This is a genomic window from Trinickia diaoshuihuensis (assembly GCF_003390925.1).
Classification (GTDB): Bacteria; Pseudomonadota; Gammaproteobacteria; order Burkholderiales; family Burkholderiaceae; genus Trinickia; species Trinickia diaoshuihuensis.
The window spans coordinates 99937-125158 of sequence record NZ_QUBS01000090.1; the positions used below are offsets into that span (position 1 = coordinate 99937).

At 63.3% G+C, this 25222-nt stretch carries 20 protein-coding genes; 8 read left to right on the plus strand and 12 right to left on the minus strand.

Annotated features, from left to right (window positions below):
• Positions 1-53: 53 nt before the first annotated feature.
• The 6 genes from DXT59_RS28735 to DXT59_RS28760 all read right to left on the minus strand — a co-directional run bounded on the left by DXT59_RS28735 (position 54) and on the right by DXT59_RS28760 (position 5148).
• A complete protein-coding gene (locus tag DXT59_RS28735; RefSeq protein ID WP_116141671.1) occupies positions 54-1013 on the minus strand; it encodes a nucleoside hydrolase in 960 nt (319 codons plus the stop codon).
• Positions 1014-1021: 8 nt separating this feature from the next.
• On the minus strand, positions 1022-1411 hold the full coding sequence (locus tag DXT59_RS28740; RefSeq protein ID WP_116141672.1) for a cytidine deaminase: 390 nt from the start codon (positions 1409-1411) through the stop codon (positions 1022-1024).
• Positions 1412-1453: 42 nt separating this feature from the next.
• Complete coding sequence (locus tag DXT59_RS28745; RefSeq protein WP_116141673.1) at positions 1454-2731, minus strand: NupC/NupG family nucleoside CNT transporter; 1278 nt, start codon at positions 2729-2731, stop codon at positions 1454-1456.
• 125 nt (positions 2732-2856) lie between these two features.
• Positions 2857-3144 (minus strand): H-NS histone family protein, encoded by a 288-nt coding sequence (locus DXT59_RS28750; RefSeq protein ID WP_116141674.1) that lies wholly within the window; start codon positions 3142-3144, stop codon positions 2857-2859.
• 156 nt (positions 3145-3300) lie between these two features.
• Complete coding sequence (locus tag DXT59_RS28755; protein WP_420823435.1) at positions 3301-3579, minus strand: hypothetical protein; 279 nt, start codon at positions 3577-3579, stop codon at positions 3301-3303.
• A 111-nt stretch (positions 3580-3690) separates the two neighbouring features.
• Positions 3691-5148, minus strand: a complete 1458-nt coding sequence (locus DXT59_RS28760; RefSeq protein ID WP_116141675.1) for a sigma-54 interaction domain-containing protein — start codon at positions 5146-5148, stop codon at positions 3691-3693.
• Positions 5149-5480: 332 nt separating this feature from the next.
• On the opposite strand from DXT59_RS28760, the gene DXT59_RS28765 reads away from it, so the two are divergent.
• Both DXT59_RS28765 and DXT59_RS28770 read left to right on the plus strand, forming a co-directional pair.
• Positions 5481-6884, plus strand: a complete 1404-nt coding sequence (locus DXT59_RS28765) for a GntP family permease (protein WP_116141677.1) — start codon at positions 5481-5483, stop codon at positions 6882-6884.
• 105 nt (positions 6885-6989) lie between these two features.
• Positions 6990-7829: an oxidoreductase gene (locus DXT59_RS28770; protein ID WP_205417499.1), complete on the plus strand. Its 840-nt coding sequence runs from the start codon at positions 6990-6992 to the stop codon at positions 7827-7829.
• A gap of 49 nt (positions 7830-7878) precedes the next feature.
• Here DXT59_RS28770 and DXT59_RS28775 read toward each other — a convergent pair whose 3' ends face one another.
• A complete protein-coding gene (locus DXT59_RS28775) occupies positions 7879-8439 on the minus strand; it encodes a J domain-containing protein (protein WP_116141681.1) in 561 nt (186 codons plus the stop codon).
• 406 nt (positions 8440-8845) lie between these two features.
• Here DXT59_RS28775 and DXT59_RS28780 point away from each other — a divergent pair, with 406 nt between their 5' ends.
• Complete coding sequence (locus tag DXT59_RS28780) at positions 8846-9415, plus strand: TetR/AcrR family transcriptional regulator (protein ID WP_116141683.1); 570 nt, start codon at positions 8846-8848, stop codon at positions 9413-9415.
• Positions 9416-9676: 261 nt separating this feature from the next.
• Positions 9677-9922 carry a hypothetical protein gene (locus tag DXT59_RS28785; protein WP_116141685.1) on the plus strand — a complete coding sequence of 82 codons (246 nt, stop codon included), beginning with the start codon at positions 9677-9679 and terminating at the stop codon, positions 9920-9922.
• 129 nt (positions 9923-10051) lie between these two features.
• On the opposite strand, the gene DXT59_RS28790 is transcribed toward DXT59_RS28785, so the two are convergent.
• A complete protein-coding gene (locus DXT59_RS28790; protein WP_240324727.1) occupies positions 10052-11434 on the minus strand; it encodes an OprD family outer membrane porin in 1383 nt (460 codons plus the stop codon).
• A 456-nt stretch (positions 11435-11890) separates the two neighbouring features.
• Here DXT59_RS28790 and DXT59_RS28795 point away from each other — a divergent pair, with 456 nt between their 5' ends.
• From DXT59_RS28795 to DXT59_RS28810, 4 genes are all read left to right on the plus strand, one after another.
• Positions 11891-13402 (plus strand): peptide MFS transporter, encoded by a 1512-nt coding sequence (locus tag DXT59_RS28795; RefSeq protein WP_116141689.1) that lies wholly within the window; start codon positions 11891-11893, stop codon positions 13400-13402.
• A 240-nt stretch (positions 13403-13642) separates the two neighbouring features.
• Positions 13643-14806, plus strand: coding sequence for a zinc-binding alcohol dehydrogenase family protein (locus DXT59_RS28800; protein WP_116142242.1), 1164 nt, complete (start codon positions 13643-13645; stop codon positions 14804-14806).
• A gap of 87 nt (positions 14807-14893) precedes the next feature.
• Positions 14894-16138: a CaiB/BaiF CoA transferase family protein gene (locus tag DXT59_RS28805; RefSeq protein WP_116141691.1), complete on the plus strand. Its 1245-nt coding sequence runs from the start codon at positions 14894-14896 to the stop codon at positions 16136-16138.
• Positions 16135-17016 carry an HpcH/HpaI aldolase/citrate lyase family protein gene (locus DXT59_RS28810; RefSeq protein ID WP_116141693.1) on the plus strand — a complete coding sequence of 294 codons (882 nt, stop codon included), beginning with the start codon at positions 16135-16137 and terminating at the stop codon, positions 17014-17016. Before DXT59_RS28805 ends, DXT59_RS28810 begins: the two co-directional genes overlap by 4 nt.
• A 70-nt stretch (positions 17017-17086) precedes the next feature.
• Here DXT59_RS28810 and DXT59_RS28815 read toward each other — a convergent pair whose 3' ends face one another.
• From DXT59_RS28815 to DXT59_RS28830, 4 genes are all read right to left on the minus strand, one after another.
• Positions 17087-17974 (minus strand): molybdopterin-dependent oxidoreductase, encoded by an 888-nt coding sequence (locus tag DXT59_RS28815; protein ID WP_162878297.1) that lies wholly within the window; start codon positions 17972-17974, stop codon positions 17087-17089.
• A 7-nt stretch (positions 17975-17981) separates the two neighbouring features.
• A complete protein-coding gene (locus tag DXT59_RS28820; protein ID WP_116141697.1) occupies positions 17982-19475 on the minus strand; it encodes an MFS transporter in 1494 nt (497 codons plus the stop codon).
• A 226-nt stretch (positions 19476-19701) separates the two neighbouring features.
• Entirely contained in the window at positions 19702-20595 is an 894-nt protein-coding gene (locus tag DXT59_RS28825; RefSeq protein ID WP_116141699.1) for a LysR family transcriptional regulator, read from the minus strand.
• Between the two features lie 184 nt (positions 20596-20779).
• Positions 20780-25189 carry an SDR family oxidoreductase gene (locus tag DXT59_RS28830; protein ID WP_116141701.1) on the minus strand — a complete coding sequence of 1470 codons (4410 nt, stop codon included), beginning with the start codon at positions 25187-25189 and terminating at the stop codon, positions 20780-20782.
• Between the last annotated feature and the right edge of the window lie 33 nt (positions 25190-25222).

Genomic DNA, 25222 nt, shown 5'->3' on the forward strand with positions numbered 1-25222 from the left:
GAGTATGCCGCCGGTAGCCGCGCGGCATGCTCTCACTCCCCACTCGCCCCCCCCTACTTCGCGCCTGTCAACGTGCGCGCATAGAGTTCAAGCATCCGCTTGCTATCCACCCCGACGCAGACCTCGCAGGCGGGGCGTCCGTCCCATGCCGGCGCGGGCGCCGCGAATCCGATCGGTTTTTGAATCGTGTGGCCGGCGGCAATCCCTTCGGTCAAGACGCGCACGGGTCCGCTGCGCGTCAAATATAGTTGCGGCGCGAGCAAATAAGCGACGGCCGACGAATCGTGCACATAGATGCCTTCGAGCCCCGCGCTCGAACGGTGAAACGCTTCGTAGTCGCGCGAGACGTCCCAGACGAATCGTCCGTTCTCGCCGGCTTCGTCGCGCAGCTTCGCAAGGTAATCCGTCGTCATGATGGTGTTTTCGGTCACGTCCAAGCCGACGATCGCGACGGGCCAAGGCGCACCGAACACGATATCGGCCGCATGCGGGTCGCCGGCCATGTTCGCCTCGGCGGCCGGCGATACATTGCCGTTCACGCCGTTCGTCCCGAACGCCCCGCCCATGACCACCACTTGTTTGACGAGCCGCGCGATTTCCGGATCTTCTTCCAGTGCCACCGCCAGATTGGTCAAGGGCCCCACCGCGACAAGCACGACTTCGCCGGGATGCGCGCGAACGGTATCGATGATGAACCGATGCGCCGGACGCGCATCGAGCGCCGCTTGCCCTTTTGGCCCCAAGCCCGTATTGCCGAGGCCGTCGTCGCCGTGAATCCAGCCGATCGGCGCCGGCGCCTCGCGCTGCAACGGCGCCGCCGCGCCGCGCGCCACGGGGACGCCGGGCGCGAATCGTTCGACGAGATACAGCGCATTGCGCGTCGTCGTCTCGATCGTCGCGTTGCCGAACACGCTCGTCACGCCGAGCAGTTCGATCTCGGGATGCAGCGCCTGGAACACGAGCGCCATCGAGTCGTCGACGCCGGGATCGGTATCGTAAATGACTTTATGCATGGTCTGACTCAAAGATAGAAGGCGTCGGGCAGTTGCTCGCGCGCCGTCGTGTCGCGCCGGTCGCCGCGCAAGTTGCCGAGCCTGATGTTCAGATCGGGGCCGCCCAGTTCGATGATGACCTGGCGGCACGCGCCGCACGGCGCGATCGGCCCATCGGTATCGCCGATCACGGCCAGCGCCGCGAATTCATCGCGCCGGCATCCGGCCGCGATGGCGCTAAAGAACGCCGTGCGCTCGGCGCAATTGCACAGACCGTACGAGGCGTTTTCGACGTTGCAGCCCTCGAATACCTGCCCGTCCTTCGTCAGTAAGGCAGCGCCCACCTTGAATTTCGAATACGGCGCATAGGCTTTTTCACGCGCGGCCTTGGCTCTTTCGAGCAGATCATCCAATGTCATGGCATTTCCCGTTCAAGCGCGCCGTTTTACGACGTTCGGCGCTCAATGGAATGTTAAAAACATACCGGCGATCGTCGCGCTCATCAAATTGGACAGCGTACCGGCCAGCACCACACGCAGTCCATAACGCGCCACTTCGGAACGGCGCTCCGGTGCGACGGCGCTGAAGCCGCCCGTCAGCACGGCGATCGATGCGAAGTTCGCGAAACCGCAGAGCGCGAACGAAACGATCGCAAGCGTGCGCGGCGTCAGCACTTGCAGCCCCGCGGCGGCCACGCTCGCCGAATCCTTCAAATACGGCGAGAGCGAAGCGTACGCGACGAATTCATTGAGAATGATCTTTTGGCCAAGGAAATTCCCGGCGAGCATCGCTTCGTTCCACGGAACCCCGATCAAATACGCGAGCGGTGCGAAGACGCTGCCGAGAATCGACTGCATCGATACGTTCGGATGACCGAACCATCCGCCGATGCCGCCGACCAAACCGTTTAGGAGTGCGATCAACCCGACGAACGCGATCAGCATCGCGCCGACCATGACCGCGATCTTGAGCCCCACCGCCGCGCCGGAACTCGCGGCCTCGATGACGTTCGCCGGACGGCGCTCGTCGAAGCTCAAATGCTCGAGGCGAACGCGGCTCGGTTCCGTCGTCGGATGAATGATTTTTGCGAATAGCAACCCGCCCGGCACCGCCATGAACGAGGCGGCCAGCAGATACTCGATCCTCACCCCGAGTCCGGCGTAACCCGCGAGCACGGAGCCGGCGACGGCGGCCATCCCGCTCGACATGACGGCAAACAGTTCGGCCCCCGTCATGTCGCGGGCGAACGGCTTGACGACGGCCGGCATCTCGCTTTGACCCAGAAAGATAGTCGTGACCGCCGAGAACGATTCGAGCTTCGACACCCCGAGCAGCCGCTGAAACAGCGTGCCGAGGACGATGACGATCCAACGCATCACCCCGAGGTAGTACAACACCGAGATCAGCGCGGTGACGAAGATGATCGCGGGCAGCACGCGCACGGCGAACACGAACCCGCCGTCGCCGAACAACGCAAACATTTTGGATTGAACGAGGCCGCCGAATAAGAATTCGATCCCGGCATTGCCATAGTCCAAAACGTGGTTGACGCCTGCCGCCATGTTGGCCAGCACGACTTTACCGAACGGTACGAACAGCACGAACGCGCCGATTGCGACCTGCGCGAGCAAGGCCATGATCACGGTACGCGGCCGGATTGCTCGGCGATTCGTGGAAAACGCGAATGCAATCGCCAATAGGACGGCCATACCCAAGAGGTTTCGAGCGATCGAAGCCATGTCTCTCCGGATTTTGAATTGTTGTGGATGGCTGCGATGCTAAACGAAACCGTAGGCGAACGAAAAGCAAAAGCGTGCTTTTCGTTCTGCCCGGCCGGCGCGAACGCGCCAGGCGCTGCTGAGTACTACTGAATGAGGAATTTCTCCCGCCGCTTGCCGAGCCATGCGGGAGCGCGCCCGCGTCCGCTCCAGGTGGCGCCCGTCTTCGGATCGCGGTACTTCGGCGGCAGAGCGCCCGTCTTGCGCGATGCGGTGCGTTTGCTCGAAAAACCGAGCTCCTCGGCGGTAATGCCATATTCCGCGATCTGCTCCTTGATTTGATCGATCGTAGCGGAAAGCTCTTTTTGTCGAGCCGTTTCCATTTGCGCTTGCACTTTTGCCAGTTGCTCGGTCAACTGCCTATACGTCGCCATAGAAAATCGCCTCCTTGTTGATTGACGGTAAACGCTTCTCTGACTACCCGTTCGTGCAAAAGTGCAATCGCGGGGACCCGCTCGCCTACTTACGCAGCAAACCATGGACCTTGCTCGACGCGTCGTTGCCGCGCCTCCTGTCCAAGGCATGCCGGCTCATTTGCGCTTGCAAGCAAACAGTAATTTATGCGATCCCTCGACATCCGATTGGTCGAGGATATCGATATCGCCGTTGCAAATGGCGCGCGCATGCTCGGTGCAGTTGTCCCATGCGCTGCTCGCCGAACATTGGACAACCGTGGTGGGTCGCCCGTCGCTCGTAAAGAGCGGCGCGCTCGAGCCGCATCCCGCGAGCGTCGCGGCGCATGCCGACGCCGCCGCGATCGCGCGCGCCATCGCGCCCATGCGCGAATGAAAGAAAGACATACCCTTCATTGAACGAACTCCTTTGGCCTAACGTTCTTTTTCGAATGGCCGAGTATGCCACGGCATAGCGGCGGGCCGGCGATCGTTATAGCCGCTTAAGCCGCAATGGGCCAAGATCGTTCAAATATCGATCCCCAAGGCGGCTATCTTTTTATAAAGCGTGGCGCGCCCCATCCCGATACGCGCAGCCGCCTCGGCCACGCGCCCGCCGGTTTCGCGCAGCGCATCGGCGAGAAAACGACGTTCGAATTCGGCCATCGCCTGCCCATACGATTGCGCTTGCACGGCGGCATTCGATCCGGGCTGCGTCGTCTCTTCGCTGCCGCCCGCGATCGGCAGCGTGCCCGCGCCGATGAAAGGCGCAAGCATCGCGGCATCGATACGCTCCGCATCCGAAAGCATGACCACGCGCTCCAGTGCGTTTCTCAACTCGCGCACATTCCCCGGCCAATCGTACGCAGCCAGTAGACGCCGCGCATCGTCCCGCAATTCGAAGTGCCGTCCATGCCCTCCCCGCCCCGGTGCGCTGAGCTCCTCGAGGATCGCATAGGCCAATGCTTCGATATCGGCGCGCCGCTCGCGCAACGGCGGCGCATGAATCGTCAGCACATTGAGCCGGTAAAAGAGATCCGCGCGAAAGCGTCCCGCGGCGACGAGCGCCGGCAGATCCGCCGACGTGGCGGCCACGATACGCACGTCGGTCCGCACGATGCGATTCGAGCCGAGCGGTTCGAACTCCTGATCTTGCAAGACACGCAACAGCTTGCCTTGCAATTGCAGCGGCATATCGCCGATCTCGTCGAGAAAGAGCGTGCCCCCGTGCGCGAGCTCGAACTTGCCGGCCCGGCCGCGACGCTCCGCTCCCGTATAGGCGCCGGGGGCGGCACCGAAAAACTCGACCTCCAGCAGCGTCTCCGGAATCGCGGCGACGTTGACGATCACGAGCGGGCCGCTCGCGCGCGGCGACGTGCCGTGAATCGCATGCGCAAGCAATTCCTTTCCCGTACCGGTCTCGCCGAGCAGCAGCACCGGCGAATCGACGCTCGCGGCGCGGCGCGCCTGGCGCTTCACCTCCAGGCTGGCCGCGCTCGTGCCGACGAAGCTGGCCAACGTGTATTTGGCCCGCCGCGCCTGCGCCAACGATTGCCGCGCGGCAATCAGTTCTGCTTGCACGCGCGAGTAATGCGAAAAGAGCGGCGTCAGCGATTTCATTTCATCGAAGAGCGCGAAGCCGACCGCGCCGACCGTCTTTCCGGTTTCATCTTCGAGCGGCAAGCGCGTGACGACGAGCGGCTCCCGGCCGTTTTCGAGCACGTCGAGCAAGATCGGCTTGCCCGTTTGCACCACTTCGCGCATGAGGCTGTTCGGAATGACCGCCTCGCAGTCGAGGCCGATGGCCTGACGCGTATCGGTAAAGCCGAAACGCGCGGCGTAGCGCTCGCTGATCCAAACGATCCGGGCATCCGAATCGACGATCAGCGTGCCTTCGCTGAAATTCTCGAATGCCTTGAATAGCGAATTCATGGCGCGGCGCACGATCGCGCTGTAATCGGCCGGTACGCCGATGGGGTCGCTCATTTACGATTGCGTCTCCAGGTTGGGCCCGCGCTCGGGTGATCGGGCGAGATTCTCTAATTGGCGACAGCATATCTCAGAATAGAGACAGCGCCGTTATTGGCCTCGGACCGGGCGCATATCGTCGAGAAGTCGGATCGCGCCGCCGTTTGGATGATGCCGTGCGTCTCCGCTCGGAGACCGGCTCGATCTGAATAGAACCGGTTTAACCGCAAGGCCTGGCCCAACCGCGCCGGGAACGAGCGGCGATAAGCCATGGCACGGAACCTGCAATGTGCGCTGCCTGCATTTTTCCGTGCGGCAACCCGCACTCACGATCAAAAATTGGAGACCCGATGTCTTTCGTCATCGTTCTTGCCGCATTGGCGTTCTTGATGTTCGCCGCCTACCGCGGCTACAGCGTGATTCTGTTTGCCCCCATCGCGGCGCTCGCCGCCGTCTTGCTGACCGACCCGGCCGCGGTCGCGCCCGTGTTCACCGGCATCTTCATGGAAAAGATGGTCGGCTTCGTCAAACTGTATTTCCCCGTCTTTTTGCTGGGCGCCGTCTTCGGCAAGGTCATCGAATTGGCCGGCTTCTCCGAGGCGATCGTCGCGGCCGCCATCCGCTATATCGGCCGAGGCCGCGCCAATGCCGTGATCGTCGCCGTCTGCGCGTTGCTGACGTACGGCGGCGTATCGCTGTTCGTCGTCGTGTTCGCGGTCTATCCGTTCGCAGCCGAACTCTATCGCCAGAGCAATATTCCGAAGCGCCTGATGCCGGGCGCCATCGCACTGGGCGCGTTCTCGTTCACGATGGATTCGCTGCCGGGTACCCCGCAAATCCAAAACATCATTCCCAGTGCGTTCTTCAAGACCACCGGATGGGCGGCGCCGGCGCTCGGCACCATCGGTTCCGTCTTCATCATCGTCGTCGGCCTCACTTATCTCGAGTGGCGCCGCCGCGCCGCGCTCGCCAAGGGCGAAGGCTACGGCAGCTCGCTCGTGAACGAGCCGGAGCATGCCGGCACGAACGCGTTGCCGCACCCGCTCGTGGCGATCGCGCCGCTCGTGCTCGTCGGCGTGGCAAACTTCGCGCTCACCAAACTCATTCCCCAGTGGTACGGCGCCGACACCTACACGGTGCCGCCCGACGTGCTGCCGGGCGTGCATACGCCGCTGTCCGCGACGATCAAGACCGTGCTCGCCGTATGGTCGGTCGAGGGCGCGTTGATCGCGGGCATCTTGCTCGTCGTCGTCACGGCGTTCAATCGCGTCCGGGCCCGCTTCGCGGCGGGCACCAAAGGCGCCGTCGCCGGTGCGCTGCTGGCATCGATGAACACTGCGTCGGAATACGGTTTCGGGGGCGTCATCGCGGCGTTGCCGGGCTTTCTCGTCGTGGGTAGCGCGCTCAAATCGATTCCCAACCCGCTCGTCAATGCGGCCGTATCGGTCAGCTCGCTCGCCGGTATCACGGGCTCCGCGTCGGGCGGTATGAGCATCGCCCTGGCCGCGATGTCCGATTGGTTCGTCAAGAACGCGACCGCCGCGCATATTCCGCTCGAGGTGCTGCATCGCGTGGTGGCGATGGCCAGCGGCGGGATGGACACGCTGCCCCACAACGGGGCCGTCATCACGTTATTGGCGGTAACGGGGCTCACGCACAAGGAATCGTATCGCGATATCTTCGCCGTCACGCTGATCAAGACGCTCGCGGTCTTTTTCGTGATCGGCGTGTACTACGCCACCGGCATCGTTTGACGCTGCTCGGCGGTGGCGCAAGGCACGTTCATTGCGCCCCTGAACGGTCCGCGGCTGCCGTAGCATAGGCAGCTACGTCAATTGCGACCGGAGGGATCGATGTCCATCACGCCAAGCAAGGTCTTTCTCATTACGGGCGTCAGCACCGGCCTCGGCCGCGCGCTGGCGCAAGCGGCAATCGCCGACGGCCACCGCGTCGTCGGCACGCTGCGCGATCAAGCCGCGCTCGGAGAATTCGAATTATTGGGCCCGGGCCGAGCGATCGGCAAACTGCTCGACGTCACGCATACCGATGCGATCGGCGATACGGTGGCCGATATCGAAGGCAAAGTCGGCCCGATCGACGTCCTCGTCAACAACGCCGGCTACGGCTACGAAAGCATCCTGGAGGAATCGACGCTGGCCGACTGGCGCAAGCAGTTCGACGTCAATGTTTTCGGCGCCGTGGCGATGATGCAGGCGGTACTGCCCTACATGCGTCGCCGCAAACGCGGCCATATCCTGAATATCACGTCGATGGGCGGGTACATCGGGTTCCCCGGCCTCAGTGCTTATCACGGGACGAAGTTCGCGCTCGAAGGGATCTCGGAAAGCCTCGCCGGAGAGGTGGGCGGCCTCGGCATCAAGGTCACCGCCGTCGCACCGGGCGGCTTCCGTACCGATTGGGCGGGACGTTCACTCGTGCGCGGGGAGCGCTCGATCGCCGATTACGACACCGTCTTCGAGCCACTGCGCGCACGGCGGCAATCGATGAGCGGCAAACAACCCGGCGATCCGGCCAAAGCCGCGCGCGCGATACTCGACGTCATCGGCTCGGATGACCCGCCCGTACACCTGCTCCTCGGCACGGACGCCTTCGCTCGCGTCACCGAAAAGCTCGATGCGTTGCGCGCGGAATTTACCGCGTGGGAATCACTTTCGAAATCGACCGATTTCACGGCTTGAGCGTGGGCGGCGGCGGATCCGCCCTGCTCCGTGGGGAGGGTAGCCGCGCTTAGGGACGCAGGCCGAACACGCCGTGCCAAAGCGTCGCAAGCAAGCCCGCATGCCCGGAGGAGGTGTCCGGTACGGGCGCATCGCCGGACGTTGCCGCCGACGGTTCGGTCCTCGCGGCGGAGAAAGCGGCCACGCCGTCCGCAATGCGCGCGGCTAACGCTTCATCGCATCCTCGGCCCAGCAGCACTCCGAACACGACATCGCGGTTATGCCCGCGCTCGGCGTGGCGGATGGCGACCGCCACGAATTTCTCGTACCGTTCGCGTTGCGCTTGCGCCTCGCGCTCTGCGCGTTCGCGCGCGCGCCGCGCCCGCCGCTCCTCCTGGTCGCGCAGTTTTCTCATTTCCTGCGCAAAAACCATATCGTAGACGCGGCGTTGTTCGGGGTCCGACAAAATCGCGTACGCCTGCTTGATTTCTTGGAATGCATCGTGCGCCGCGGCTTCGCGGCCTTGATTGCGATCGGGATGGGCCCGCATCGCCGCCTTTCGATACGCGCGCTTGATCTCGTCCTCGGAGGCGTCTTCGCGCACGCCGAGCGCTTCATACAGCGTCACCATGTCTGTTACGAGGGGTGGGTTGCCGGCATGGCCATCGTATCACCGGGTCCTCGCGCCCCGTCAAAAGCGGCGCGTTTGGCCGCCGAAACGGCTTTTTACGACGAAAGCAAAACGTCAGCTTCGTCGCTGAAACGCGGCCACGCGTGCAAGCGCCTCATGCGAGCACCAAAATAAAACGCTCGTGCAATCGGATTAGTCGCGCAAAGGGCTTGATTTCATCGCGCGCTTCGATTTGAATGACGAAGCTTCGAGATCATGTCGCGCATTGAGAGACTGCGCGGCAGCCGAACCAAGTCATAAGCCGCGATAAGTTTCTTCTGAAATCCTTTTTCCAAGGGAGAAGCTTCGCGACCGACGGGTTTCGACGCGAAAACACATAACTTTCACTATAGAAGCGGGCCTCTAAATGAGCGAAAAAAAGAAAGCGCTGATCGAAACCGCGACTCGGCTATTTTCGCAGTTCGGTTTTCACGCCGTTGGCATCGACCGAATCATCGCCGAATCGCGTGTGGCGAAGATGACGATGTATAAGCACTTCCCCTCCAAAAGCCGCCTCGTCGTCGAAGTGCTCAACGAGCAAGGCGCCGGCTTCGCAGCGGGGATCGCCGCCGCGGTCGCCGCGCATACCGATGCGCTCGACAAGCTGCACGCGATCTTCCAATGGCACGACACCTGGTTTCGTTCCGAAACGTTCACGGGCAACATGCTGATCCACGCCGCGGCGGAGTTTCATGCCGAAGAAAATGAAATTCTGTCGGCATCGGAAGCGCAACGCCGCGCCTTCGTTCAATCGCTCGAACGCATTCTGGACGAACGCTTCGATCACGAAACGGCCGTGCGGCTAGCGCGCCGTTGCGCATTGCTGCTCGATGGCGCCACGCTTGCGCGGCAATTGAGCGGTCGTGTCGATGCAGCCCGCGACGCGTGGGAGATCGCCCAAACCCTCGTCGAAAACGAACGCATGCACGTCGCCTAACGGCGAGCGCCGGCAAGCAAGCCGGCGCTCGGAAAATGCGAAAGCGTCAAGCCCCAGTGCACGCTCTGTGGTGCGTTGTGTTCGTGCACTTTTAAAACCCGCTGACGCGGCCGGACTTCGCGATACACTCATCGCCATGAAATGGGCGCGGGGCCCGTTCGTCATGCCTGTCGCAGGCCGGCGCTATGCGCGCGCGGCGACAGACATGAGCCTCGCATAAGCCCGTACAATCGGTTCACCCACGACTCGAGGAAACGTTCGATGCGCACCACCGGCTCTTCCGGGGCAATGACCCTGCTCACCGAAATCCACGACACGGGCGGACATGTCGTCCGCACATTGCGGCTAGAAGCGACAGACGACGGCAAAAGCATTCATCTGATCGAAGTCGACGAGCGCAAACCCGGCATTCACCGGGAAGTGCGTTACGAGATCACGCCGGCCGAACTGATTGCGGCAATCCGCGCCCATGGGGCGGAATTACCGGGCGAACAGCACGTACGCTAAATTTACCGATAATCGATCGCCGGTTCCCACGCGATCGCACTGCTCCCTTTCCGCGTTCAGCGCGTTTGAACGACACACGACTCGCGGCGGCATCATCGCCGCCGCCGCGGGCTCATCGCTCTCTACTTGTCAGAATATTCGCGTCGGCAACGTAACGAGAAACCGATAGACCTGATTCGTGCTGTCGGAATAAAAGGCCGAGCCGATGTGCCACTGCGCGATCAACGTGAACTTCGCCTGGCGCAGCGGACCGCTTTGCACGACATAGGTGGGAATGAATCCGAACTCGTGATGGCGGCCATGCACCGGCTGTCCGTTACGCTCGTATAGCGCTTCATACGCGGCGCCGTTTTGCGCATACCGCCGAGCGCCCGCGGAGGTATCGGCGCCCCAGCCTTGCTGAACCCAGACGATTGCGCCAAGGCCGGGCAAGCCCGCTTGTTTGCCGTCGAACGTATAGCGCAATTGAAGCGACTGCTCATGCGGTGCGTTGTAATCGACATCCATCGAATTGACCAGATAAACGCCGGCGGTCTCGTCGATGTAATCGAAAAACTCGTCGCCGAGTATCTTTTGATAGGCCACGAGTAATCCGTGCGGGCCGTGCTGCGCCGAAAGAGATGCGCTGTATGCATTGTTATGAATCGGTCCTTGCCGCGCCGCGCCCGTGTCGCGCGTCGAATAAAGATTGGCGAAGCCGGTCACCCTGAGCGAGTGCACGTTGCCGATCGCGTGCTGCGCGGATGCATAGTATTGGCGCCATACGTCGTCGGCTTGATCGGCATACACGGATATCGCACCGTCGGGCGAGTACTGCCAAGTCGCGCCCGCGTAGCTCACGCGTTTGAACGGCACCTGGCCATAAGTCGTGCGCAGATCGGTCAAATTCGTTTGGCCGCGCGGGTCCACCTTCGAAAAGCTGCCCGCTTGCAGCGCGAGACCTTCGACTTCGCGACTGAGCAGCGAAGCGCCTAGAAACGCCGGTGGCAATGCCCGGTTATCGTGCGGATCGAGAAACGGGTTCGACACTTGTTGCAGACCGTACTTTAATACGGACTCCGAAATGCGGGCCTTCAGGCTGTATAAGCCTGGATAAGCCCACGCGAGCCGGCGCTCGCCGTCGCCGTGCCGGCCGTTGAATACCATGTTGCGAGCCCCTCGTCCGCCGTCCAGTTTCAGCGCGGCGAACCACGCCGCGTCGATGCCCAAGCCGATCGGCCCGCGCGTGAAACCCGATTCGAACTGGGCCTGCAAGCTTTCGACCCATGCATGCCGGCTGACGCCGCTCGCGTGATAGTAGTCGGTGTAATTGCGCCATTCGAGGCTCATGCGGCTGTCCGCGGCGAAACCGGCGCTGCTCGCTTGGCTCGAGCGCGGCGCCGGGCTTTTGCGTGTCAACGACGATTCGGTTTCGACCAGGGCATTGGGCGTGGTGGCCTGTTGCGCGATCTGCGGCGGTGGCTTACCGGCAGACGGTAACCGCGCGGGCTCGTCGGCAAGTGCGGCGCCCATGCCGGCGATCGCTTGTAAGCCGCAGGTAAGCGCGAGCGCGCGCGAGCCGGCGGCAACCATCCTGTCAACAGAAGCGGGTTGCGACCACGAACGCGCAAGTAAGGGTACGATAGCGCCCGTCGCATCGGTAGGCGAAGCGGCCCTCGCAAAAATAGGCGTGGCTTTCATAATGGCGAATGACAATGGAAAGGAAGCAATCGGCCGATTGCACGCGCATCAAAGCACGGGGCTCTTTCGTGCGCAGCTAGCAATGGTGTTGGGCGCGAACGCACTGGTGCATACCCGGAGTGACGCCCGCGGCCAACGCTAGGAGAATCGCGCGCGGCGCTGCGGCCAGCGGCGTGCCGGCACGAGCTCGCGCGAGCGAGCGATACGATCGATGCGCTATCGCGTCGTCGATCGAGATGCGCACGCAAAACGTGCGGAAGTCATTCGACCTATCAGGGAGAACTTTTAATGAATTCGTCGGCGTCGCAAAGGAGATCGTTTACGACGGTCTTTCTAGTCGAAATGTGGGAGCGCTTCGGCTATTACGGCATGGGTGCGTTGCTCGTGCTCTACATGGTCGAAAGGCTGGGGTTCGGCGATGCGCGCGCGAACCTCACCTGGGGAGCGTTCACCGCGCTCGTCTATGCGGCGCCGTCGATCGGCGGATGGGTCGGCGACAAAATCCTCGGCACGCGCCGCACGATGCTGTTCGGCGCCATCGTCCTCTCCTTCGGCTATGGCATGCTCGCGTTGCCGAATGAAGATCTATCGTTCCTCTACCTGTCGCTCGGGGTCATCGTCGTAGGCAATGGCCTATTCAAAGCGAACTCCGCCAATCTCGTGCGCCGCATTTACGAGGGCGACGACGCCCGGATCGACAGCGCTTTCACGATCTACTACATGGCCGTCAACATCGGCTCCACGCTCTCGATTCTCGCCACGCCGTGGATCAAGGATCGCTGGGGCTGGCGCGCGGCCTTTGCCGTTTGCTGCGCCGGCATGATCTTGGGCGTGCTCAATTTCCTGCTGCGCTATCGCTCGCTTTCGCACGTGGGCTCCGGCCCCGACGCCAAACCGATCGTCTGGCCGCGCCTCGGCGCGGTAGCCGCCGGCGCGGTGGCGCTCGGCGCCGCGGCGACGTTCGTGCTCGGCAACAAGACGCTGGCCGTAACCTGCGTCGATATCGCCGCACTCATCATCCTCGCCCTCTTCGGGTACATGATCGCGAAATGCGACCGTTCCGAGCGTGCCGGTCTCGTCGCCGCGCTCGTACTCTCCGCGCAGTCGATCCTGTTTTTCATCTTCTACCAGCAGCAGATGACTTCGCTGACGCTGTTCGCGCTGCGCAACGTCGACCCGGCCTTTACGCTCTTCGGCATGCATCTGTTCTCATGGAGCGCGGCGCAATTCCAAGCGCTCAATCCGATTTGGATCATGATCCTCAGCCCGGTTCTGGCGTCGACCTACACGCGGCTCGCGAAGGGCCGGGGCGACCTCAGCATCGCGGCTAAATTCGCGCTCGGTTATGTCGCCGTCGCCATCGGCTTTCTCATCTACGCGTTCAGCGGCCGCTACGCCGTCGATGGCCGCGTGTCGTCCTGGTTCATGGTGTGGGGCTACGGATTGAACTCGCTGGGCGAGTTGCTCGTCAGCGGCCTCGGCCTCGCGATGATCGCGCGTTATATCCCGGCGCGAATGAGCGGTTTCATGATGGGCGCTTACTTCCTCGCCACCGGCATTTCCCAATACCTGGGCAGCGTGGTCGCCAATTACGCGCAGATGCCGTCGAACAATCTGCCCGCCACGCAAACGCTCCCGCTCTATACGGATTTGTTCGGCAAGCTCGGCTGGCTCGCCGTGGCGGGCGTCATCATGTCGCTGGCGCTTTTGCCGCTCATGCGTAAGCTCTCCGATCAGCACCGCCGCGCATCCAGCGAGGCACTCGCGGGTTCAAACGCTGCGAGCATGGCCACCGACTAATCGGCGAGCTCGACGCGGCCGTCTCGGCCGCGCAAACCTGCCTCACATCGAACATGCCCCGGCGGCCGTCACGGTCGTCGGGGCATGTCGTTTGAAACCGCGGTTTCATCTCCCCCGCTTGCGGTGCGACCATTCAACAACCGAATATGTGCATCGCAACAATCCATTTCAAACACGCGCCTGAACATCGTATCGTCAACGTGGGTTCCGCAGCTCAACATCAACCGAAGCGAGGCCACGATGATCAGCACCGATGCATGGGTTCTTTACGCCGGCCCTGAAACAGAAACGGCCCGGCAGCCGATACCCGGCGAATTGCGCCGCGAAACATTCACCTTTCCCGACTTGGACGACGACGAGGTTCTCGTCGAACCCCTCTACGGTTCATGGGAAGCCAATCTCGACCACGCGCTCTCGCGCAACCCCGTCGACATTTGCCGCCAGCGCCGCGAGGAAAAGATCGTGCTCGGCAACGGCGCGCTCGTGCGCGTGATCGAACGCGGGCGCAACGTCAAATCGCTCGGCGAGGGCGACGTCTGCATGGTCATGCCGTTCGGCAAACGCGACGAGAACGGCTTTGCAGAATTGGTGTTCGCGTATGACGCGCCCGGCACGATCGGCGTGATGGCAAGACGCACGAAGGTGCATGCCGACAATTTGGTCCCGCTGCCATCCGGCAGCCGGCATTCGTTGTTGCGATGGACGACGTATGGGCGCTATTTCACCGCGTGGGACAACTGGAAAGTCGCATCGGCCTGTTGGCGCGCCCAGCTTCCGCATGCCGATCCGGAGAAACATCTCGTGTTCGGCTGGGGCGGCGGCACGACCCTCGCCGAGCTTGCACTCGCCAAGCGCGAAGGTTTTCGCGTGGCCATGACCGCCAGCAACGATGCGCGCTTGAGGGAGATCGCCGAACTGGGTATCACGCCTGTCGATCGGCGCCGCTTCCCCAACCTCGCTTACGACGAGAAGCGCTATCGCGACGATCCCGAATATCGAACGGCATACAAAGCATCGGAGCATGTCCTGCTCGAGACGATCGCCGAGTTGAGCGACGGCAAAGGCGTCTCGATCTTTCTCGACAACTTGGGCGGTGGGCTTTACCGCGCGACGATGCGCGCGATCGGCCGCACCGGAATCGTCTCGACCGTAGGTTGGAAAACGGGAATGCGGCTCTGGAATCTCCGTGCGACCGAATGCATCAACCGGCGCTTGCATGTCCACACGCATGCCTGGCGCCACGGCGACAGCGAAACGATTCGCGACTTCCAAGAGGCGACCGATTGGATCGGTCCCGAGCCGACTGAAGTGTTCGATTTCGACGACGTGCCGAAACTGGCGGATGCCTACTTGCACGGGCGTGTCGAAACCTACTTCCCCATCTACCGCGTAAACGGCACCTAAGCGGTTTCACTCATTCAGTGCGGTCGAGACCGCCATTTCATTAGCACTCCTAATGAGACGGCGAACGACGACGCATAGGAGAACAGCATGATAGTGCACGATTTCGAGCTAAACGATGCGAGAGCGGACTTAGGCGCAGCGGCGGCCTCGAAGCCGGCGCTCGCGGGCGTACGCGTGCTCGATGTGGCGACGCTCTTCGCCGCTCCGCTTTCCGCCACGCTGCTGGCCGACTACGGCGCCGAAGTGATCAAGGTGGAGCATCCCTCGGGAGACCCGGCGCGCAAGTACGGTGCGCGACACGAGAACGTTGCGCTGTGGTGGAAAGTACTCGCTCGCAATAAGCAAGCGATAACGTTGAACCTCGGATCACCCGAGGGGCAGCGCATCTTCTTGGAAATGGCGGAGCATGCCGATGTCGTGGTCGAGAATTTCCGGCCGGGCACGCTCGAACGCTGGGGCCTCGGATACGACGCGCTATCGGCCGTGAACCCGAGGCTCATCCTCCTGCGTGTGACCGCTTTCGGGCAGTTCGGCCCGTATGCCCGGCGCCCGGGCTTCGGGACGCTCGCGGAAGCGATGAGCGGCCTCGCGGGGATCACCGGCGAACCCGACGGCCCGCCGCTGCTGCCGTCTTTCCCGCTCGCGGACACCATTGCGGGTTTGACCGCCGCGTTCGCGATCATGACCGCGTTGTGGGCCCGCGAGCGGACGGGTCAAGGCCAAGTCATCGACCTGGCCATCATCGAAACGATGCTCGCCGCCATGGGCGCGCAGGTGACCACCTACGACCAAACGGGCGAAATCCCCGCGCGAATGGGCAATCGTTCGCCGAACAACGCACCGCGCGGCGTCTATCGCACCGCGGACGGCAAGTGGGTCGCGCTCTCCACTTCGGCGCACAGCATCGCCGAACGCGTCATGCGGCTCGTGGGCCGGGAGGATCTGATCGCCAAACCGTGGTTCGCGACAGGGCCATCGCGCGCGAAGCACGTCGACGAACTCGACGCCGCGGTCGGGGGATGGATCGGCAAACGCTCGAGAGATGAAGTGATCGAAGCGTTCGAGAAAGCGGAAGCGGCGATCGCGCCCGTCTACGACATTGCCGACGTGATGCGCGACCCGCAATACGCGGCGCTCGGCACGATCGTCGAAGTCGTCGACGACGAGCTCGGCTCGTTTCGTACGCACAACGTCCCGTTCCGGCTCTCCCGCACGCCCGGCTCGATTCGGTGGGGCGGACCGACGCGAGGCGAGCACAACGCCGCGATCTATGGCTCGCTCGGCTTCAAACCGCACGAGTTGGCTCAACTGCGCGATCGGGGTGTCTTATGAGCATCAACGACAGCCGCACTTACCGAAGCTACCTCTATGTGCCCGCACATAAACCGAGCGTCGTCGAGAAAGCCTATGCGAGCGAGGCCGACGCCATCGTGCTCGATCTCGAAGACGCGGTCCCGGCGGAGCGCAAGACCGACGCGCGCCTGCAAGCGGCCGCCGTGCTCGCATCGGGCCCGCCGAAACCGACTTACGTGCGTGTGAATCCGGCATCGAGCCCATGGTGCCGGGACGACGTCGAAGCGATCGCGCAACCGTCGCTCGTGGCGCTGCGTCTACCGAAATGCGACGGCCCCGAGGAAATTCGTACCGTCGCATCGTGGCTCGATCAAGCGCAGTGCCCCGCGCGCATCCAAATTCTCATCGAATCCGCTTATGGGATCGAGACCGCGTATCAGCTTGCGACGGCCTCTGCGAGGCTCGATCGGATCGGCGTGGGCGAAAGCGATCTACGCGCCGATTTGCAAGTCGGCGTGGATAATTTGACGCTCGAATATTGCCGCGCCCGGTGCGTCGTCGTTTCGCGCGCCGCCGGCCTCGCGGCGCCGATCCAGACCGTCTACCACACGCTGAACGATCTCGACGGTTTGCGCGAATCGACGCGGCGTGCCAAGGCGATGGGGTTCGTCGGCCGCTTCGTTTTTCATCCGTCGCAGTTGCCGGTCATCAACGAAGTCTTCACGCCCTCCGAAGCCGAAGTTCGGACGGCGCGCGGCGTGCTCGATGCCGTTGCGTCGGCGGCGGGCGAGCAGACGGCGTCATCGGTATACGTATTGCCCGACGGGCGCGTCATCGCACCGCCGCTGATCGCCAACGCCCGCGTCACATTGGCATTGGCCGAGCAACTGGCGCGCGGGTCGCCGCATCCGGCATAGCGGACCACCTCGCGCGTGGCGACGCGGGCACTGCGCGCGAGGGACCGCCGTTTGCGAGGAGCCGCCGTTTTCACGTTTCGATGACGTCCACGGCGACCGCATGCATGGCGTTGCGCGCTCCCGCGCACGGCTGCGTTTCCCCGGCTGCGTCGGTGGCTCGGCACTGGAGCGTGTGCCTGCCCCGGCGCGAGGGATGCCACAGGACGGACCAACGCTGCCACTCGCGGCGAGCGCGCACCGCGACCTCGGCGCTCGTCCAGGTGGCCCCGCCGTCGGCGCTCAACGCCAGCGCGGCGACCGGCGGATCGGACCACGCCCACCCCTCCACCCGCACGGGCCCTCGGACCTTCGCGAACGGCTCCGGCGAGACGATCAGCGACGACGGCGCCATCGCCCAAACCGGCCGCGAACCGCCGTCCGGCAATGGATCGTTGTAAAGGCGCGTCGTGAACAAGCCCTCGGCGCGCTCGCTCGCCAACGTAATGCGCCACAGCCATTTGACGCTGTTGGTCCCGTAGAAACCGGGCACGACGAGACGAACGGGTGCCCCGTGCTCGATCGGGAGCGGCAGGCCGTTCAGGCCCGTGGCCAACATGACATCGTGGCCGATACGCGAGCGGGGCAGATCCTTACGGTAGTAGCTCACCGCCACGCCGGCGAAGACGCCGTGATCGAGTCCATCGGCCCAAACGAACTCGGCGCCGGGCAACACGCCCGCGTCATCGAGAATATCGCGCAACCACACCCCACTCCACGTCGCATTGGCCGCCTCACGTGAAGGCTGCGTGGGATCGAGCGGATTGCCCGCGCAATGATGAACGCTCTCGAGCACTGCCGGCGGATAGCGACGCAGTTGCATCAAGTCGAGCGTCAGCGCGCGCTCGACGAGCCCCCGCACCTGCAGCCGCCACTGCGACACATCGACGGCCGGCAGGTTCAAATGTGAAATGGCGAACATGCGGCGCTCAGGTTCGTGCCGCCCTCGCCTGCCGCGCGACGAGCAACGCCGACAATCCCACGCACGCGACGAACAAGACCGTGGCAATGGCGATCCCCGTTTGGTAGGCGTGGACATAGCCCTGCGGGGTGCGCTGCGCGGCCAGTACCGAGAAGAACGCGCCGCTGATGGCCGTGGCGCCGAATGCGGAGCCGATCTGCAACATCGACGTCACGACACCCGAAGCCAGCCCCGCTTTGGCCGGCTCGATCTCGCCGATCACGATGCGCACGACCGAAGGCAACACCGTGCCGTGCCCCATTCCGGCAAGCAGCAACCCGATATAGAAAAGAACGTTGGGGGAAAGCGCGTGCATCAATGCAAGACCGGATAGGCCGAAACCCGTCGCGAGCAATAAGAAGCCCACCGTGAGGACATGGCTGCCGACACGGCGTACGAGCGCCGGTGAAAGCAACGGCCCAAGTACCGCGCCGGCCCCGAACGGGAAAATCGCCAGGCCCGATGCGAGCGCGCTCCAATGCAGCCCCCCCTGCAAATAAATCCCATATGTGAGGAAAAAGACGCTGTCGCAATAGAAGCAGAACGCCAGCACGAGACCGATCGAAAAGACAGGATTGCGAAACAGATGCAGATCGACGAGCGGATCGCCGCCTCGCCGTTCGAGGCGCCGCTCCGCCAGCAAAAAAAGCAGGAACACCGGCACGCTCAGCGCAAAGCAAACGAGCGTCCATCGAGGCCAACCGGCCTCGCGTCCCTGCGTCAACGGGTAGATCACGAGCGCGAGGAATGTGGAAAGCAGCATCACGCCGACCATATCGACACGCGCGCGGCTGGCGGGCTTATTCTCCGGGACAAAACGCCAGGCCCCGATCAAGGCGAGCGTACCCACGGGCACGTTGATCAAAAATATCGATTGCCAATCGAGGCCGAACGGCTTCAGCGTGATAAGCGCCCCACCCCCGAGCTGCCCGGCCACCGACGCGATACCGAACACGAATCCGTACAAGCTCATGACTTTCGTCTGCTGTTCCTGCGGGAACACCGTGCGGATGGTCGCGAGAATCTGCGGGACCATGATCGAGGCCGATGCGCCTTGCAAAATGCGCCCGACGACGAGAACGCCGCCGTTCGGGGAACCGGCGCAGAGCGCCGACGATAGGACGAATCCCGCGAGCCCTGTCATAAAGAGCTTTTTGCGCCCGTATAAATCGCCCAACCGCCCGCCTGTCACAAGTAATACGGCGAATGCCGAGGCATATACGGAAACGATCAATTGCAATTCAGCGGAAGTGGCATGCAAACCGGTTCGAATCGCGGGAAGCGCTAGATTAACGATAAAGTAATCAAGCGGAGAGAGAAACGTCCCGGTAAGCAAAACGATCAGAGCCAGCGATTGCGAAAGCCCCGACCGGCTTCGCCCAATAGGCTCTTGCGCAACAGGAGGCGCCGCCGATATATCGGCGGCCGATGTCGCACTTTGGTTCAACTCTACGGATTTCATGGCGGTGTCTTAGGCAGTGTCTAAAGGGCATGCTGCACATGAGCGTCCGCCAAGCGTCGGCGAACGGCCATCCGCTAACACTGTAGCGGACGCCGCTCATAACAAACAGATATGGATGGATATTTCAGAAACAACAACTTTTAATGGTCAATAAACGATCGGTAGAGGGCGGGCGAACGACGCGACTCGGCTACCGGCATGCCACCGGCCGCGATGCAAAGCGAGATTAGGCGGCCACCACGCTGCGCGCCATTTGACGCCTGAGATCGGCAACCGTATCGCTGTTTCTGAACGAAGCCGCCAACGCGCGCACGGCCTCGGAGGAGGCCGGGTCCGTCACCGACGAGTGCAACAGGATGTCCGATTCGGGGAGCCGAGGCAGCCGATACCTCGGGCCGATGTCGATGGTGTCAGGCGGCGCCACGCCGTACGCCAACGCCGCGACCGCGAGGCCGGCCGACACCGCGGCCGCGACGGCCGCCGTGCCGCCGCCGATGAAGACCTCCCGCCAAGGCACCCCGGCTTCGTCCAATGCCTGCGTCGCGAGGGCCCGGACTCCGCAAGACGGCGCCAGGGAGGCAAGCCGCAAAGGCTCGCCCTCCCTATGTTCCCAATGGGCAGAGGCGAACCAGCCGAAGCGTTCGCGAGCGAGCAACTCCCCGTCCCAGCGCTCGTCCTCACGCCGCACGATGGCGGCGTCGATCGCGCCTTTGTCGAATGCATTGACCAGCGCGCGCGAGCTGTCGATCTGTACTTCGATGACGAGGCTCGGATCGTGCGCATTCAATCGCGCCAGTAGCATCGGCAAATTAGGGCCGGCAACCTGATCGCTGATCCCGATCGTCAACCGTTTCGCCGCGCCGCCGATCCCCGCGATGGCCAACTCGTGCGCCGCGACGAAATTGCGCGCCGGCCGCAAGAACGACATACCGTGGGCGGTTAGCCGCACCTGGCGCGGCGTACGCTCGAGCAGCCGGTAACCCAAACGGTCTTCGAGACGCTTGATTTTGATGCTCACGGCCGCTTGAGATGTGCCGAGCGCATGCGCCGCCTTGGTAAAACTCCCGAAATCGGCCACCAAAACAAAAGCATGAACGGAATCGACATCAAGCGTAATCATAACGGATGGCCTCCGGGAATGCGATAAGCATACCTTGTCGCGCCATTCTCTTATTACGGCGATATTCGGTCAAGTCCAAATTTTTTATTTCAAGTTATTTACAGGCTCGCACCTCGATAAAAACTTATTCGCCGTATTATGCGAAATGATTCAGGTACGCGGCGTGCTGTTCTAATCAGCCAGCCTATTGCAGTAGCGCGGGCGACGATCGGGGCAGCGCCCCTTCGGCGAGTAGATGCGCCATGAACTGACGCAGCCACGTCCTGCTGGGTCGCTCGAACGCGCAGCCGAGCGCCTCCAGGCGCCGCATGGTGCGACTGTGGTCGAATTCGACGCCGCGCCGCGGCCTAGAGGCCCAGAAATAGCCGAGCGCGATCTCGCGGTCGGATGACGCCGCGCTCCTCCCGAAAAGCTCGGCAAACGTCCGGCACTCCGTCACCTCCAATGCCACGCCGAGCTCGCCCAAAATGTCGAAAAGATCGGCTAGGGCGATGTCCCAAGGGTTATCGACATGGAAGACCGCGCCGCTCGGCGCCGTCGAGCGCGATAGCGCCACCATCGCGCGCGCAACGTGATCGACGGGACTGAGCGCGAACTCATCGTCGATACGGCTAGGCACGCGGCCCAGCTTCACACTGGCGCGGAGTAGTTGGATGAGCCGGTTATCGGTCGCATTGCGCTGGAATCGCGCGTGCCGCGAATCCGCCGACACGTTGCCGGATCGATAGACGAATGCGCGACCACCCTGCGAGACGAACGCCTGCACTAACCGTTCCGCGTGGTGCTTGGTCCTCTCGTAGGCGTTTTGAAAATCCTGTCCGATGTCGAGCGTGTCCTCGCTAAAGACGATGCGCCGCGCGCCGTCGACGACGCCGCATACGGCTAGCGTGGACATATGGTGTAGATCCTTCGGCCGGCGGCCCTGCGCAAATGCGATGACCCGACGGGTGCCGAGCACGTTGTGCCGCTCGAGCGCCTCGTCCGGCGCAAACAGGCGCGTATCGGCGGCGAGATGATAAATAGCGTCGGCTTGCAGGTCGAGCTGCGCATAGTCCTCATCGGCCAGGCCGAACCGCTCGCTCGTCACGTCGCCCGCATAGACGCGCAACCGGTCGCGGAATCCGGCGAGCGGCGTGTCGGCGAAGTACCAATCGAAGGATGACGAGAGCCGGCGCATAGCCTGCTCGTGCGTCGACGCGCGCACGAGACAATGCACGCGCGCGTTCGTCGTGACGAGCAATTCACGCAACACATACGCGCCGACGAAGCCCGTCGCTCCCGTTATCAGTACGTCGCCGTAATGGCGGACATCGGCCCGAGGGCGAGCGAGGGCCGGCGCCGCCTCTTTCACAAGCGCCGCCGGACGATAGGCCAACAACCCCGCGCTGCTGCCGGCCTCTAGCAGCAGGTCGAACGGCGCGCCCGGGCGCGGCTCGTTGGGCAACGCATCGCGCTCGTGCGCCTGCGCCTTGCGCTCGACGAGCAACTGCGCCATACGTTCGGCGATCGCACGGGCAAGCTCGGGTGCACAAAGCTCGCCGCTGTATCCAAGGTCGCACACCAACTGGCCTTCGATGATGCGGGCGGTCAGCTTGAACTCGTGGATCCGATCGTTATCGTAGCCGCGGGCAAAACCAGGGGATAGTGTCGAAGGCCTGAGCGGCAGCGCGTCCGTACTGCCGCACTCGAAGTGGCCCAGATAGTTATAGCAGTGTCGCGGTACCGGTATGCCGCCCCAGTGCGCTTGCAGCACGTCCCGGTGTACGCCGTAGGCGACGCCCAAATGCGGCACGCGTGTAAGCGCCGTCTCGACGCGCCGGATCGTTTCGCCGAACGCCCCGGCGACAGGCGCCACGGCCACTGGATAAGCCGACGTGAACCATCCCACCGTACGCGAGATGTCGAGCCCGTCGTCGAAGCTGATGCGTCCATGGCTCTCCAGCTCGACGAGTTGTCCTTCCTCGCTGCTTCCCGACAACTCCTCGAACGCGTGCAGATATGCCGCTAGCAGCGCATGGTGCAAAGGTGCGTCGAACATCACGGGCACATCGCGTTGCAGCCGTGCCGTTTCCTCGCGCGAGAACGCGACCCACACGGTCTTCGCGTGCCGCTCCAGATTGGACGCCGGACGCTTTCCGAGATGCGCGCGAACGAGCGCCTCGGGGAGCGCACGCCAATACGCCAGGTCATCGTGCAGAACCGCGGCACCGGCGAGATGATCCGCCCATCGCGAAATCGAATACGATCGCGGCGCCGAGGGTGGCGTCGACGACGAAACGAAGGCGCCGTACAACCGCAGCATATCGTCGACCACGATGCGCCATGAGATCGCATCGACCGCCACGTGATGCGCGCACAAGAGCAGATGGCTCGCATGCTCGCCTCGAAAGAACAAGTGCGCGGCGAATACACGCCCGGTATTTAAGCTCAGCGATGCCTGCAATGCTTGGCTCGTTCGCCGAACGACCGCCCGTACTCCGTCGGCGCCAAGCGTTGCCGGAATCTCGGACGACTGCAACACGGGAGCGAGCCGTTCCAGTTGCCGCGTATCGGCCCGCCACGCACCATCGGCGCGATAAAAGCGCGCACTCAGTAAGGGATGCCAACCGCGCACGGCCTCCAAGGCGCGCGCCAGCGCGTCGACCGAAACCGAGCCGTCGATATCGAACAGCAACGCTTGATTGTGATGGTCGGGCCGCGTCAACGGAGCATCGAGCATCAGGTGCTGCGCGACCGAGATGCGGGAGGAGCCATCCGCACGATCGCCGGCCTCGCGCGCGCGTTCGTCTGCGATATTAGGCGTGATCCGATCCGAACTCGCAACGATGGCCTCGAGTAGGCCGTTCACCGTCGGTGCCTTGAGAAACGCGCGCGCCGTTACACGGTAGCCCGCGGCCTGAAGCTTGGCGATGACATCGATCGCATCGAGCGAGTCGGCGCCGAGTTGGAAGAAATCATCGTCGTCGGCGAAGTCATCCGTACCGAGGCAGGATCGCCATGCTTGCCGGATGGCTTCGCGCGGATCGGCGTCGCCGGCATCCGCATTGCCGGCGACGGCACCCGGCTCCCGCGCCGCGGACGTCTGTAGCAACTGCTCGTCGAGCCACGCGCGTAGACGCTTGAGATCGGTCTTACCGTTCGCGTTGAGCGGAAACGAGGACAGGACATGCACCTCGCGCGGCACCATATAGGCCGGCAGTAGTGCGGCCATGCGCGACTTCACCTCAGCCGGCGTCAGCGGCGTGCGCGCGAGCACCGCCGCGACGATCGCCGGGCGGCCGCGGATCGACATCAGAAAGGCCGCCGCGCCGTCGCAACCGTCGACCGACTTGAGCGCGCGCTCGATGTGTTCTAGTTCGATGCGATAGCCGTTGACCTTCACTTGCCGGTCCACTCGGCCCACGAAGTGAACGACGCCCTCATCGTCGATCCGCACGATGTCACCGGTGCGATACAGCCGCTCGCCGCCGAACCCGCCGGTAACGAAGGCCTTGGCGTTCGCTTCGGGGTTGTTTCTATAACCGGCCGACACCGACGGACCACCGATGAAAAGCTCGCCGTGCGCGTCGCGCGTTTTCCAAGTGCCGTCGTCTTCGCGTACCGCGAGGCGGGTCTGGCCGAGCGGGCGGCCGATCGGCACCGTCTCGAGCGCCGCGAGCGACGCCAGGTCGTCGCCGCCGATCGGATAAACAGTCACGCCGATCGTCGTTTCCGTGGGACCGTAGTGGTTGACGAGCTGCCGCGCGACGCCGCTCTCGACGATCGCCGACGCAAGTTTGGCCGAGAGTGCCTCGCCGCCCAAGATCAGATAGCGAAGCGCAAGAGCCGGCCCAACGCTCGCGCGAACGAGCGAGAAGATCGGCTCCCAATGCGAAGGCGTCATCTTCAGTACATCGATGCGGCGATCGAGGAGATAGCTCAGGAGGGCGTTCGGATCCTTGCGCCGTTCATCTTCGATGACATGCAACGTCCCGCCCGTCCACAATGAGAGAAATAGCCCGGTATTGCCCAGATCCGCCGACATCGTGCTGACGTGCGCGTAGCTAAGTCCATCTTCGATGTCGAGCCGATCAATGACGGCGCGCACGTAGTGCGCGATATTCGCGTGCGTCACCATGACGCCTTTCGGCACGCCCGTGGACCCCGAGGTAAACAGGACGTATGCCAAGTCGCCGCCTTGGGCGGGATCGGTATGCCGCAGCGGCGCGGCGGCCGCGGCCTGCGCGAAGTCGATCGCGCAGGCCGGCAAGCCGCGCTCCGCCAGCGCGCGTGCCTCCTCGGGTGACGTTATGACGAGGTCGGGATCGATCGTTTTCAGGCGCAGGTAATGTTCCTCGGGGGAGCCGTCGGCTTCGACGATCGTATAGGCCGCGTTGCCGCGCCAGACGCCGACGATCGACGCGGCCATCCAGGCGCTGCGCTTCAGGTAAATGGCGATAAGCGGACGGCGCTCCGGCGTTGCGGCTTCGATTGCCGCGGCGATCGCCGCGCTCACGCGATCCAGTGCCGCGTACGTGACGACCGTATGTTCGTCGCACACGGCAATTGTTTCCGGTGCCTCCGTCCAATGACGGCGTAGCTGTTGCAGCAACATCGCTCCTCCAATGGGTTCGGTGGGATGCGAACC